General features: G+C 60.3%; 10 protein-coding genes. 6 read left to right on the top strand and 4 right to left on the bottom strand.

Annotated features, from left to right (window positions below):
* The first annotated feature begins 444 nt into the window (after window positions 1-444).
* Window positions 445-2,136, top strand: a complete 1,692-nt coding sequence (gene ltrA / locus AC19YX_RS16955; RefSeq protein WP_071534438.1) for a group II intron reverse transcriptase/maturase — start codon at window positions 445-447, stop codon at window positions 2,134-2,136.
* Between the two features lie 346 nt (window positions 2,137-2,482).
* Here the strand turns inward: ltrA and AC19YX_RS16950 are convergent, their stop codons facing one another.
* Window positions 2,483-4,432 carry an LTA synthase family protein gene (locus AC19YX_RS16950; protein ID WP_500606641.1) on the bottom strand — a complete coding sequence of 650 codons (1,950 nt, stop codon included), beginning with the start codon at window positions 4,430-4,432 and terminating at the stop codon, window positions 2,483-2,485.
* 206 nt (window positions 4,433-4,638) lie between these two features.
* On the opposite strand from AC19YX_RS16950, the gene colR reads away from it, so the two are divergent.
* The 5 genes from colR to AC19YX_RS16925 all read left to right on the top strand — a co-directional run bounded on the left by colR (window position 4,639) and on the right by AC19YX_RS16925 (window position 8,420).
* Window positions 4,639-5,322, top strand: coding sequence for a two-component system response regulator ColR (gene colR, locus AC19YX_RS16945; protein WP_020298602.1), 684 nt, complete (start codon window positions 4,639-4,641; stop codon window positions 5,320-5,322).
* Window positions 5,312-6,592 carry a sensor histidine kinase gene (locus tag AC19YX_RS16940; RefSeq protein WP_078471914.1) on the top strand — a complete coding sequence of 427 codons (1,281 nt, stop codon included), beginning with the start codon at window positions 5,312-5,314 and terminating at the stop codon, window positions 6,590-6,592. Before colR ends, AC19YX_RS16940 begins: the two co-directional genes overlap by 11 nt.
* Window positions 6,593-6,791: 199 nt before the next feature.
* Window positions 6,792-7,472, top strand: a complete 681-nt coding sequence (locus tag AC19YX_RS16935; protein WP_078472052.1) for a class I SAM-dependent methyltransferase — start codon at window positions 6,792-6,794, stop codon at window positions 7,470-7,472.
* Between the two features lie 4 nt (window positions 7,473-7,476).
* Window positions 7,477-8,190: a lipopolysaccharide kinase InaA family protein gene (locus AC19YX_RS16930; protein ID WP_078471913.1), complete on the top strand. Its 714-nt coding sequence runs from the start codon at window positions 7,477-7,479 to the stop codon at window positions 8,188-8,190.
* 2 nt (window positions 8,191-8,192) lie between these two features.
* Entirely contained in the window at window positions 8,193-8,420 is a 228-nt protein-coding gene (locus AC19YX_RS16925) for a hypothetical protein (RefSeq protein WP_020298606.1), read from the top strand.
* Between the two features lie 58 nt (window positions 8,421-8,478).
* Here AC19YX_RS16925 and AC19YX_RS16920 read toward each other — a convergent pair whose 3' ends face one another.
* The 3 genes from AC19YX_RS16920 to AC19YX_RS16910 form a co-directional block, all read right to left on the bottom strand.
* The gene (locus AC19YX_RS16920) at window positions 8,479-11,502 is read right to left on the bottom strand and encodes a multidrug efflux RND transporter permease subunit (protein WP_500606640.1); all 3,024 of its coding nucleotides are present in this window, start codon (window positions 11,500-11,502) and stop codon (window positions 8,479-8,481) included.
* 13 nt (window positions 11,503-11,515) lie between these two features.
* The gene (locus tag AC19YX_RS16915; protein ID WP_500606639.1) at window positions 11,516-12,667 is read right to left on the bottom strand and encodes an efflux RND transporter periplasmic adaptor subunit; all 1,152 of its coding nucleotides are present in this window, start codon (window positions 12,665-12,667) and stop codon (window positions 11,516-11,518) included.
* Window positions 12,668-12,804: 137 nt separating this feature from the next.
* Entirely contained in the window at window positions 12,805-13,902 is a 1,098-nt protein-coding gene (locus AC19YX_RS16910; protein ID WP_078471910.1) for a DUF1513 domain-containing protein, read from the bottom strand.
* Window position 13,903 lies beyond the last annotated feature (1 nt).

The following is a 13,903-nucleotide window of genomic DNA, read 5'->3' as shown; positions in this document are numbered from 1 at the left end:
GACCAAAATGGTGCATGACTGGTTGTCCCTTTTACATCTGGGGGCACGCTGACATTGAGTCATCGGTGAATAGGCAGGGCCTAACCCATCCTTGTGACGGTTATGGAACTCGGTAAGCCCGTATTTTCGCCATTGGCCTGTATGGCAAGGCAGGTCGACCGTGAGGAAGACTGTTGAAAATGCGGGTAGAGGATGTCGGAAAAAGCGAATGCCTCCCTGTAATGGGGTTGGATAAGGGCTCTGCCCTGACTGGAAACGGTGCTGACTTCCGACTGGTCTTTGATCGCGAGAAGGCCTGTAAAGCCATCAAGAACAGACGTTTGTCGGTTTGACCGGCTGCGTCTAACTCATAGAAATCCCTTGCGGGGCAGTGTACTCACTCCCCCACAAGGGCGACGTGCGTCTACTGCCCTCTGGGGAAATCTTCTCTGGAGGAAAAGCAAGATGAGTGCGTCTGAAATAGAAGTACCTGCGTCCTCCCATCTGGCCATCAGTTGGCATTCGATAGACTGGGAAACAGGTCATCGACAGGTGCGAGGGCTACAGGTACGGATCGCGAAGGCAGCCAAGAATCAGCAATGGCGGCAGGTGAAAACCTTGCAGCGTATGCTGGTTCGCTCGTTTGCCGCCAAGGTATTGGCGGTTAAACGGGTCACTGAAAACCGGGGTCGCAGGACTCCCGGCGTCGATGGGGAAACCTGGAGCACGCCTGAAAGCAAATGGAAGGCAGTTTTTCGGTTAGAGCGCAGGGGCTACAAGCCCCGGCCACTGCGGCGGATTTACATTCCCAAAGCAAATGGCCAGCGTAGACCGCTGGGGATTCCGACGATGCTGGATCGAGCGATGCAGGCGTTATACCTGCTGGCACTTGAACCGGTGTCTGAGACCACAGCCGACCGAAATTCCTATGGCTTTCGCCCTCACCGTTCCACGGCAGATGCAATCGAGCAATTGTTCGTCAATCTCGGTCGCAAGCATTCTGCGCAGTGGGTCATGGAGGGCGATATAAAGGGATGTTTCGACAACATCAGTCACGACTGGCTGATCACTAACGTCCCGATGGACAAAGTGGTTCTAAGGAAATGGCTGAAAGCGGGATATTTGGAATCCGGTCGATTGAATCCGACAGGGGCGGGAACTCCGCAAGGAGGGATCATCTCGCCCGTATTGGCCAACCTGGCCCTTGATGGACTGGAAAAGGAGCTCGAATCTCGGTTCGGGCAGCGTAATACCAAAGCCAGCTACAAGACCAAGGTCAACTATGTGCGATACGCAGATGATTTCGTCATCACCGGCATCTCGAAAGAGCTGCTGGAAAACGAGGTGAAGCCACTCGTCGAAGCCTTCATGGCCGAGCGGGGGTTGAGCCTTGCGGTGGAGAAAACGTTGTTCACGCATGTATCGGATGGGTTCGATTTCCTCGGTCAGAATATTCGCAAGTACGGTGACAAGCTGCTGATAAAGCCAGCCCACAAGAACGTGAAAGCATTTCTGGCCAAGGTTAAGGCGTTGGTTGAAGCGAACAAAGCGGCACCGGCCAGCCTGTTGATCAAGCAGCTCAATCCAGTTATTCGGGGTTGGGCCAATTATCATCGGCCGATTGTCGCCAAGCAGACCTTCAACTACGTGGATTACAGGATCTGGAAATTGCTATGGCGATGGTGCAGGCGGCGACATCTGAATCGCTGCAAACGTTGGATCAAGGAAAAATACTTCAAGCGCGTGGGAACACGTAGTTGGGTATTCTCCGGGCTACACCCCAGCGGCAAACTGCTCCACTTGTTGTACGCCAGCGATACGCCGATCAAGCGGCACACCAAGATCAAGGCGGAGGCTAACCCATACGCCCCAGAGGACGAGATGTACTTCGAGCAACGGCTGGAATATGCGTGGCGAAGCTCGGACGAGGGGAAGCGGAAGACGCTGACGCTGTGGCTTGGCCAGAGCAAGCGCTGCCCGATGTGCAAGCAGTTGATTACGTTCGAAAGCGGGTGGAACATTCACCATGTTATCGAGCGGCACAAGGGCGGATGCGACGAGCTGGGCAATCTGGTGTTGTTGCATCCCAACTGTCATCGACAGTTACACAGTGCGGCACCGGCTCTTTCAACTGAGAAAGGGCTTACAAAGGCTTGAGCTGTATGCGGGGAAACTCGCACGTACAGTTCTTAGGGGAGGGACGGTCAGTAATGGCCGTTTCTTACCCGACAGCCAGCCTTACCCGCTGTACTGAAAAGCCCCGCCTGCGTTTAGCAAGCGGGGCTTTTTTATGCCTGCTTGTTGGCAGGCCTGGCTTGTAACGCTTTGCGAGTGCTCCCTGAATCACTGGCGCCACTGCGCAGGGGCCGGTGCTGCGTGAAGTGGCAGGATACTTCCAAGTAGTGAAATGGGGCGCAGGCGAGAGAGGCAGAAGGAGAGGGCAGGAAAGCCAGCATCCACAATGCTTGAAAGGCCCCGGGGCGATGGCTCCGGGGCCTTTCGCTTAACGCACGCTGATCTCGACCGAAGCTTTTGGCGCGGGTTTCCAGCCCAGCAGCTGTTGCTTGAAGTCATAGCTGGCGGCTTGGTAGTAGGTGATGGCTCGGGTAATCAGCGGGTCGCTGGCCTCGGCCTGGGATTCACGGCTGTCGCCCAACGCCTGGTCATGTCGGCGCAGTCCCTGGCGTGGGCTGAGGATAGCCAGATCCTGGCCATCGAATAGCCCCAGGTGCTGATAATTACCGACCACCACGCGAGGCGGCAGCGGGTTGTCCTGCAGCAAGTTGCGGCCGAAGAAGGTCGATTGATAGTCCAGGTTGAGCAGGCCGAGCAGGGTTGGGGCCAGGTCGATCTGGCTGGCCAACTGCGCGGTTTCCCGGGCTTCGATCAGTTTGGGTCCATAGATGAACAGCGGGATCTGGTAGTTGGTGATCGGCAAGTCTTCCTTGCCGGCGCTGCCCGCTGTGTGGTCGGCGACAAACACGAAAATGGTGTTGTCGAACCAGGGCTTTTGCCGCGCGGCCTCGAGGAACTGGCCGATGGCGTAGTCCGTGTATTTCACCGCGCCGTCACGACCCTTGCCGGATTTGATATCGATCCGATCATCGGGGTAGGTGTAGGGGCGGTGGTTGGACGTGGTCATCAACTGCAATAGAAACGGTTGTTGCTTCTCATAGTCGGCGTCCGCCAGCTTGAGCGTTTGCTGGTAGAGGTCTTCGTCGGCCATGCCCCAGGCATTTTTGAAGTGGATTTGTGACTCTTCGACGCTGCTCTGATCGACCACGCGATAGCCGTTGCCGCCGAAGAACGCGTTCATATTGTCGAAGTAACCACGGCCACCGTAGACGAACACGCTGTCGTAGCCGATGGCGCTGAGTTGCTGGCCCAGGCTGGCGAAGCCGCTTTCACGGCCGACGCGCTTGACGATCGAGCGCCCCGGGGTGGGGGGGATGGCCAGGGTGATGGCTTCCAGGCCCCGGTCGGTGCGGGTCCCGGTGGCGTAGAAATTGTTGAAGTACAGGCTCTGTTTGCGCAGGGCGTCGAGGTTCGGTGTCAGGTTGCGCTCGTCGCCGTTGCTGCCCATGTACTTGGCGCTGAAGCTTTCAATGGTCACCAGGATGATATTGGCTTTGCGCAGCGTGCCCGGGTTATCGATGACCCGCCGGATATCCAGTGGGTCATTGCCGATAAAGCGCGCATTGGGCTCGCTGAGTTCGTCGCGCAATTGGCGGGCCACGATTGGCGCCGGCAGGCTGCGATAGAACTGCGGATAGTCGAGTTCGTTATTGCGAAATGCTGCAAAGAATTGATAGGGCCCGTTGCTCGCCAGTTCATTCTGATAGGCATTGCCACCTTGGGCGCGGGGGCTGTCCTGGCTGAGCAGTTGCAGGCTGGCCCCGGCAAGCAGCGCCAGGCCCAGTGCACTGACCAGGCGTCCACGCAGTGCTGGTAACGGTGCATCGAGTGCCGCGTTGAACGGTTTGCGCAGGGCCAGACTCAGTGCAATCGCCAGGACCGCGAGAATGCTCAGCAAGGTGCCGATCGGGTACGACTCCAGGAGGTTGTTCAGCACCTCGTCGGAGTACACCAGGTAATCCACGGCAATAAAGTTGAAGCGCACCCCGAACTCATCCCAGAACAACCACTCCGCGACGGCGGTGAACAGCATCGCGAACAGGCTGACACACAGCAGGCCATGGAGAAACCAGCGATGGCCTTTGCGACGCCACAGGCCCGGCGGGCACAGCAACAGATACAGGCCCAGGGGCAATGCGGCGTAGGCCAGGAAACCCAGGTCATAGAGCACGCCGATCCCGAACAGCGGCAGGAAATGGCTTCCGGCCTCGTCCAGGTGGGTGATCAGCAACACGCTGCGGGTCAGGAGGAAAATCACCAGCCAGGAGCTGGTCAGAAGCAGCAGAAAACGCAACGGCGCTGACTTGAGCAGGTCCATTGTTAACATTCCTTATTATTCAATGGGGGGGAGTGTGGAGACGACACTGTAGAGAGGTTGTGAACCGATAGTGAAAAACTTGTTAAGCGCCGGGCACCGTCGGCACCGCGGCCGGAGTGCTGTTCGCGCAGTTCTGGCTCTGAGCTGCGCTTGGCCGTAAGCTGCGCGAGCCAAGACGGCCGTAACAGCGTGTGGAGAAAGTGCCGATGCGAATTTTATTGGTTGAAGACAACCGCGATATTTTGGCCAATCTGGCCGATTACCTGGGGCTCAAGGGCTACACCGTCGACTGTGCGCAGGACGGTTTGTCAGGTTTGCATCTGGCCGCCACCGAGCATTACGACCTGATCGTGCTCGACATCATGCTGCCCGGTATCGATGGCTACACCCTGTGCAAGCGCCTGCGCGAAGACGCCCGGCGCGACACCCCGGTGATCATGCTCACTGCCCGCGATCAATTGGATGACCGACTGCTGGGCTTCAAGTCCGGGGCCGACGACTACCTGGTCAAGCCTTTTGCCCTGTCCGAGCTGGCCGCGCGCATCGAAGCCGTGATGCGCCGGGCCCAGGGCGGCGGGCGCCGCGCGTTGCAGGTCGGTGACCTGAGCTATGACCTGGACACCCTGGAGGTCACCCGTGAGGGGCGTTTGCTCAAGCTCAACCCGGTGGGGCTGAAGCTGCTGGCGGTCCTGATGCAGAAAAGCCCCCATGTGCTGCGGCGCGAGATTCTCGAGGAAGCGCTGTGGGGCGATGACTGCCCTGACAGCGACAGTCTGCGCAGCCATGTGCACCAGTTGCGGCAGGTGATCGACAAGCCGTTTGCCAAACCCCTGCTGCACACTGTGCACGGCGTCGGTTATCGCCTGGCCGAGGGGCGCGATGGAGTTTAAGCAAAGCCTTGCCCAGCGGATCATCATTGCCTTTGCCCTGATGAGTGCGCTGGTGGCGGGCGCCTTCGCCATGGGCATCGTTGCCACTGTGCACCTGGTCGAGGAAAAACTGATTTCCGCAGGGCTGGGGGGCGATCTGCAGCGGCTGTTGCTGATGGACAACGTCAGTGACTGGAGCCATCGCCCGGAGCCGGACCAGCTGTTTTACTACAGTGGCGGCCGTGGTGATTTCGAATTGCCCAAGGATCTGCGCCATCTGGATCCCGGGTTCCATGAGGTGTTTCGCGAGCAGCTGTCGTACCACGCCATGGTCGAGGTCGTCGACGGACGGCGCTATGTCCTGCTGCAGGACCAAAGTGATTTCGAAGAGCGCGAGCGGGTGCTGTTCGCTGTGGTGCTGGTGGGGTTTGTCCTCAGCCTGGCGCTGGCGGTGTTTCTTGGCTGGATCCTGGCGCGACGCGTCATGGCTCCGGTGGTGCGCCTGGCGCGTCAGGTCCGCCATCGCGACCAACTGTTGGGCCTGGCCCCGCCGCTGGCGCCCGACTACGCGGCGGATGAAGTCGGCGAGCTGGCGGTGGCGTTCGACGCCACCCTGGGCCGCTTGCGCCAGGCCCTGAGTCGCGAACGGCTGTTTACCAGCGATGTCAGCCATGAGCTGCGCACGCCACTGATGGTGCTGGCCAGCTCCTGCGAGTTGTTGCTGGAAAACCCCTGCATCGACCAGCGCGGTCGCGCCCAGGTCGAACGCATCGCCCGTGCCTGCGAGGAAATGCGCGAGCTGGTGCAGACGTTCCTGATGCTGGCGCGGGCCCAGCGTGAAGATGCGAGCATGTCGCCGCAGTTGACGCTGAGCCAGGTGGCCGATGATTTGATCGGGCTCTGGAGCGGGCCGATCCGCGATAAGGGCATCGAGCTCATCTTCGAACCCAGACAACCCCTGGACACGCGCTATAACGCGACCTTCCTGCACGCGGTGATGGGTAATCTGCTGCGCAACGCGTTGCACTACACCGAGCAGGGCTACATCCGCCTCACCTTGCAGCCTCAGGGTTTTGTGGTCGAAGACAGCGGTGTCGGTATCCCGGAGGAGAAGCGCGAAGCAATGTTCGAGCCCTTTGTCCGCGGCGATGAAAAACGCGGCGAAGGCCTGGGCCTGGGCTTGTCGCTGGTGCAACGGATCTGCGAAAACCAGGGCTGGACCGTGACCTTGAGCACCATGACCCCGAACGGTTGCCGCTTTCAGGTGGATTTGAACCAGGCCAAAGCCTGAACCCTCCTTATGCCCCGGTTCTCCGGGGCATTGCTCTTTGCCGTTTATCTGCTGCCATGTGGCCCCATGCCACCTCGGATAAGCTGTAAAAATCTGTAATATTTTCGCCGTGGACGGGACAAAGTTTTCACAAAGGCATGACCTGACGCTGACAGTCCGCTACCTAAAGTGGCGCCATCAGTTGCAGGAGACTTTGATGATGGCGACCCCGATCAAGCTGGAATTTTCCGAAAAGTACGACGATCAGCATGCCCAGGACTATTTGCTCAAGCACCAGAACGGTCTTGCGCGCAAATTGTCCCATCGGCGTGATGAGCAGTTGGCCCGTGCCGCCCTGGCCCTGGCCGGTGAGCCGGGGCTGGTGCTCGATTTGCCGTGTGGAGCCGGGCGCTTCTGGCCATTGCTGGCGGAAAAAGCCAACCGCGTGATCATTGGTGCTGATAATTCCGCATCCATGTTGAAGATAGCCACCGTGGCTCAACCGGGTGAGGTGGTAAAACGGGTACAACCCTTGCAGACCTCTGCATTTGCCATCGATCTGCCAGATAACGCAGTCGACAGCATTTTCTCCATGCGTCTGCTACACCACATTGGTGAGTCGGCGCATAGGGTCGCCTTGTTGCAGGAATTTCAGCGGGTTACCCGCGATAGCGTCATCGTTTCACTCTGGGTTGACGGTAATTTCAAGGCCTGGAAACGCAAGCGCATGGAGCGCCAGCGGCTCGAGGAAAACGGGGAGCAGGGTTACCAGAACCGGTTTGTGTTACCTGCGGCCACGGTAGAACAAGAATTTGAACAGGCAGGTTTTCGCGTCCAGGATCGTCTGGATTTTTTCCCGCTCTACGCTATGTGGCGGGTTTACGTACTACGTAAGAGGTAACAGGATGGCTGTTGAATGTGCATCGGAAATGGACGTCGCGCACGCAGATCGCTTCGATTATTTTTGGAATCAACACGGCGAATGGGTTGAAGAGCCCAATCGACGTCGAGGCGGGGAAAGCGGTGTGCAGCGGGTTTCGGGCATCAACGGCCGTTTGCTCTATGTAAAACGTCAGACCGGGCATATTTATCGCAGTTGGCTGCACCCCTTTGGTCGCCCCACTGTGTTGCGTGAGGAGACCGCCCTCAAGGGCTTGCGTCTGTTGGACGTGCGGGTGCCGGAGCTGGTGTTCTGTGGTGCGCAACGTGATCCCGAGCACCAGTGGCGGGCGCTGTTGGTCACCGCGGCGCTCGAGGGCTTTGTGGAAGTGGAAAACTGGTATGCCGCGGGCGAGCGTGAGCGTCACGACGAAGCGCTGCATGATCGTTTGCTCAAGGAATTGGCCCAGACCCTGGCGCGCATGCATCAGGGGCGTTGGCAGCACGGTTGCCTATATGCCAAGCATGTGTTCGTCAAGGTCACCGGGAGCGGGGCGTCGGCCGAGGTCGAGGTGGCGCTGCTGGATTTCGAGAAGTGTCGGCAACGCCTGTCCCGTCAACGAGCGGCGGCCCATGACATGAAACAACTGCGTCGCCATTCGTCGTGGAATGCCACGGACTGGGACAAACTCTACTACTTTTACAAGACGGCGTTTGGCAGCGCTATCAAAGGTTTATAGCGATGAAGCTAGAAGTTGCACGAGGTTTGTTTCTGGTAGGCGCCCTGGTGGTCGCCTCACTGGCCGTGGCTGCCTGGGAGCAGCCGCGTACGCAAGTGCTCAGTGCAATGCACAGCGATGCGCATTGTCCTCTGCCACGAGTGGCCAAAGCCTCTGCGGTGGTCAAGCCCGACCATGATCTGTTGTTGTTCATGTTCGGCATGACTCAGGGAATGAGGCCGCAAAGTTGAAGAGCAGCAAGCCCACCTGAAAGGCCTCGCATTGCGAGGCCTTTTACTGTGTTGGCGCTTATCTGTCCGGCTTGGCCAGTAAGGTGTAGATGCACGGCAATACGAAGAGGGTGAACAGGGTACCGATTGACATGCCGGTGGCGATCACGGTGCCAATGTCAAAACGGCTGACGGCCCCCGCGCCGGTGGCCAGGATCAAGGGCACCATGCCAAAGACCATGGCCGCGGTGGTCATCAGTACCGGACGCAGGCGTATGGCGGCGGCCTCTTCAACTGCCTGACGCGGGGTCAGGCCCTTGTCCTTGCGCAGTTGGTTGGCGAATTCAACGATCAGGATCCCGTGCTTGGTGATCAGCCCGATCAGGGTCACCAGTCCGACCTGGGTATAGATGTTCATGCTCGACCAGCCGAGAAACAGCGGGATCAACGCCCCGCAGATCGACAGCGGCACCGTCACCAGAATCACCAGTGGATCGCGAAAGCTCTCGAACTGCGCGGCCAGCACCAGGAAAATAATCGCCAGTGCCAGGCCAAAGGTGACCCAGAGCGCGCTGCCTTCCTGCACAAACTGGCGGGAGGCACCGGCATAGTCGAAGGCGTAACCCGCCGGTGCTTCCTCACGGGCAATCTGACGCACGGTCTCGATCGCCTCGCCCATGCTGACGATGGGCACGCCGGACATGGTGGCCGCGTTGAGTTGCTGGAACTGATTCAACTGCCGGGGACGCGCGCGGTCAGTGACGGTGATCAGGGTCGACAGCGGCAACGCCTGGCCCTGGGTATTTTTCACGTAGTAGTTGTTCAACCATTCGGGGTTGTCGCGGTAGGCCCGCTCGACCTGGGCGATCACCTTGTAGCTGCGGCCGTCGATGGTGAAACGGTTGATTTCCGCCTCCCCCAGCAAGGTGGCCAGGGTGCTGCCCAGATCCTGCATTGAAACCCCCATCTGCGCCGCCTTGGCGCGGTCGATATCGACCACCACTTCCGGTTTGTCGAAGGCCAGATCGAGGTCGACGAACGCGAATTTGCCGGACTCCATGGTGCGTTTCTTGATGCGCTCGGCCACTTGCAGCAACGACTCGTAGTCATTGGGGGTGTTGATGATGAACGCGAAGGGCAGGCCCTCCCCGGTGCCCGGCAGGGACGGCAGGTTGAAGCCAAACACCTGCAGCCCGGCGATGGAGCTCAACTTGCCCTGAACTTCCGGCAGGATTTGCATCTGGGTCCGGCTGCGCTCGCTCCAGGGCTTGAGCAGGAAGCCGCCGATCCCTGACTGCACGCCGTTGAAGCCGTTGATCTGGAACGATGAGTAGTACTCGGGGAACTCCTTGAAGATCGTGATGAACTCATCGGTGTAGGCGTTGAGGTAGTCCAGGTTGGCTGGTTGTGGGGCCGAGGCCATCATGAAAATGATCCCCTGGTCCTCGTCCGGGGCCAGTTCCGACTTGGTGAACTTAAGCAGCAGCGGAATCAGGCACAGCACGATCAACGCGAACACCAGCACCACCGGCCGGGTGTTGAGGGTGCCGTGAAGCATGCGCTGGTAGCGGCGCTTGAGGCCCTCGAATATCTGGTCGAGACGGTGGGACAGGCCACTGGGGTTTGCATCGTGGCGCAGCAACAGCGCGCACATCATCGGCGACAGGGTCAGGGCCACCACTCCGGAAATCACCACCGCCCCGGCCAGGGTCAGGGCGAACTCCTTGAACAGCGCTCCGGTCAGCCCCGTCAGGAACCCGATCGGCGCATACACCGCGGCCAGGGTGATGGTCATCGAAACCACCGGCAAGGCGATTTCCCGGGCGCCCTCGATGGCTGCGTCCAGCGGCGTCTTGCCCTCTTCGATATGCCGGTGGATGTTCTCCACCACCACAATCGCATCGTCCACCACCAGGCCGATGGCCAATACCATGGCCAGCAGGGTCAAGAGGTTGATCGAGTAGCCCATCAATTGCATGAAAAACATCACGCCGATCATCGACAGCGGGATGGTGACCACCGGGATCACCACCGAGCGCAGGGCGCCGAGAAACAGGAACACCACCACAATCACGATCAGCACGGCTTCGAACAGGGTCTTGAGCACCTCGTTGATCGAGGCCTGGATAAACAGCGTGGCGTCGTAGGCAATCTCGACCTTGAGGTTGGGCGGCAGCTGGGACTCCAGCTCGGGCATAAGCTTGCGCACTTCCCTGATCACATCCAGCGGGTTGGCGCCGGGAGTCGCCTTGATGCCGATGTAGACCGAAGGCGTGCCGGCGAAAGAGCTGATTGCGTTGTAGTTCTCCGCGCCCATTTCCACCCGTGCCACGTCGCTGAGCAGGACCCGGCTGTCACCGTCGACTTTCAGCGGAATCGCGGCAAAGGCTTCGGCGGATTTGAGCTCGGTGTTGGCGTTGATGCTGGTCACCACGTACTCGCCCTTGACCTCGCCGGCCGCCGACAGGAAGTTGTAGCGGCGCACGGCATCGGTCACGTCACTGGCGCTCAGGCCGTAGCCGGCCAGCTTGACCGGGTCCAGCCACAGGCGCATGGCGAACACCTGGTTGCCAAGGATCTCGGCCTCGGCCATGCCCGGCAGGGTCGCCAGCTTCGGTTGGATGACCCGCGACAGATAGTCGGTGATCTGCGGGTTATTCAGCTCCTTACTGAAGAAGCTGATGTACATCAGCGCCGAGGCGTCGGCGGCCTCCCGGCTCAGGACCGGGTCTTCGGCGTCTTGCGGCAGTTGGTTCTTGACCTCGTTGGCCTTGGCCAACAGTTCTGTGAACAGGCGGTCGCTGTTGGAGCCGATGCGCGCGTAGATCGAAATCACCGAGAAGTTCTGGCGGCTGACCGAGGTCATGTAGTCGATGCCTTCGGCACTGGCCAGGCTCTGTTGCAGCGGCTGGGTGATATAGCCCTGGATAGTCTCGGCGTTGGCGCCGGGGTAGGCAGTGGTCACCGTGATCAAGGCGTTTTCCATCTGCGGGTATTGGCGCAGGGGCAACTTGCTCCAGGCCTGGAAGCCCAGCAGCACAATCAGCAGGCTGACCACGGTGGCGAGCACCGGGCGACGAATGAACGGGTCGGTAAAAGCCATGGTGATTCCTTGATCAGTCAGTACGTGGCTGGCTGTTCTGATGATCGGGCAGCAGCTTGTCCGGGCTGATGGCAATGTGCGCGCCGTTGTCCAGCTTGATCTGCCCGGCGCTGACCACCTGCTCGCCCTTGGCCACGCCCTTGTTGATCAGCACCAGGCCGTCCCGACGTTCGCCGGTTTCGACGTAGCGCCGCTCGGCGATCAGGATCGGCTGGCCCTGAGGGTCTTTTTCCTCGCTGCCGTCCGCCGCTTTCCTGTGGGCCACCACGTACAGCGAATTACCGTAGAGGGTGTAGGCGATGGCGCTTTCCGGGACCACGATTTTTGCCTGTGGATCCGGCAGCAGCACTTGCAGGTTGGCGAACATCCCCGGCAGCAGCTTGCCACCCGGGTTGGCCAGGGTGGCGCGGACCAGCACGTTGCGCGTGCTGTTCTCGACCTTGGGGTTGATGGCGCTGATTTTGCCTTCGACCTGGTCCCCGGGGTAGGCCGCGACGCTGATCTGCACCGGCTGGCCCAGGGCGACTTTCGGCACCGACTGTTCCGGAATGTAGAAGTCGACGTAGAGGCTGCTCAGGTCCTGCAAGGTAGCGATCACCGTGCCGCTGGCCAGGTAGTCGCCAATGTCCACCTGGCGGATGCCGATGGTGCCGCTGAAGGGCGCGAGCATGTGTTTCTTGGCCAGCGCGGCTTTCAGCTGATTGACCGTGGCTTTGTTCTTTTGCAACTGCGCCGAGAGCCGGTCGAATTCGCCTTTGGAAATGGCCTGGCTGCCAACCAGTTGGCTGCCGCGACCGAAATCCAGCTGGGCTAGCCCGAGGTCGGCCTGGGCGGTTTCCAGCAGGGCGCTTTCCACTGCGCTGTCGAGTTGCAGCAGCGCTTGCCCGGCCTTGACCTGTTGCCCTGACTCGAACTGCAGGTCTTTGACGGTGCCGGCGATTTCCAGGCTCAGGTTGACGCCCTGCAAGGCCTTGAGGGTGCCGACAGTGGGCAGGCGGTTTTGCCAGGGGCGCTCGCTGGCGGTGGCCACGGCGACGCTGATCGGCGGCGGTGGGGCCGAGAACACCTGAATCTGCCGGTAGATGGAGAAGGCTTTGTAGCCCGCCAGCAGCAGCACGATTAACAGGACGATACCCAACATGATCAGCATGCGGCGGCGCAGCATATTCCGTTTCCTTGGACAAAAAGCCGGGAATAAAAAGCGTGGATAGCCGGGCACATTACTCCGTCTTTTCGGGGGCTTCCAGATGACAATCCATTCAACTGGAGCCCCTTCGCCAGGGGCGGCGAAGGGGGGAGCGGCTAGATCAGATGCAAATGGTTATCCCAGAGGCCTGCGGGCAGCTCCAGGGGTTTTGCCACAAGTTGTTTCTGGCGGCAGTCGTAAAAGCGACAACGGCCCTGGCCCGAGGTCACGACAAAGCCGTCGGCGACCGCACCGACTCCGGCGCAGTCCGGCAGGGGCGCATCCAGGCGCAGTTCGCCGCTGTCCAGGTCCCAGATAAAAAAGCGGTTGCCCCGGGGCGCGGTGAGGGCCACCAGGCGCAAATCACTGTGTACTGCGACGCTGGCGGTGTAATGCCCCATGGCTTGCAGTTGTTCCTCGGCCACTGGGAAAGCGACGAAGGGCTGCCCGGGACGCTTGATCGCCAACAGCTCGGAGGACTCGTGGGCGGCGCCCATGAACTGCTGGCCGGCGACGATGGTGCCGTCGCTTGCGATACCCAAGTGGCGCACGCTGTTCATCTGCTGGGCCAGGGTTTCCTTGCTCAGCAGGGTGCCGTCGCGGCGCATCAGTACCAGGCTCGGCTCCATGGCGTTGAGGTTCATTTCGACCCGGCTCTCGGCCTCGGTGCGGATGCCGCCGTTGGCCACCACCAGGGTTTCGCCATCGGGCATCCACGACACCTGGTGCGGACCGATGCCGTGGGTCGAAATCTCGCCACTGTGCACCAGTCGCTCCCCCTCGAATCGGTACAGGCCCAGCAGGCCACGACCGGGATCGGTGGTGTCGTTTTCGGTGGCGTATAGCCAGTCGCCGCTGTGATGGATCACCGCATGGCCGTAGAAGTGCCGGTTCGGCTGCGAGCTCAGGGTCTGCAGCAGACGGCCGTCACGCAGGTCGATCAGGTAACTCTCGGTGCCCGGGCGCCGGGCCACGAACAACGCCATCGGCAACGTCGGGTGATTGATGATGTCGTGGCAGCGCTGGCCGACCTGGGTGGCGAACACTTGCTGGCCATCCAGGCGGTAGCCGACCGCATAATGCTGACCGTCGCCATCATCCCTGGCCGACAGCAGCAAAGGGCTTTGATTCTGTTGCTTGAACAGCTTCCAGCCGCCCAGGGTGACCGCGCTCAGCAGCAGGCTGCCGAGCGCCACGGCCTGACGTCGCAGCATG

It is taken from the genome of Pseudomonas sp. MF09150 (assembly GCF_059862355.1).
The sequence above is the reverse complement of the archived record's forward strand: the minus strand, read 5'-3'. Positions and strand labels throughout refer to the sequence as shown.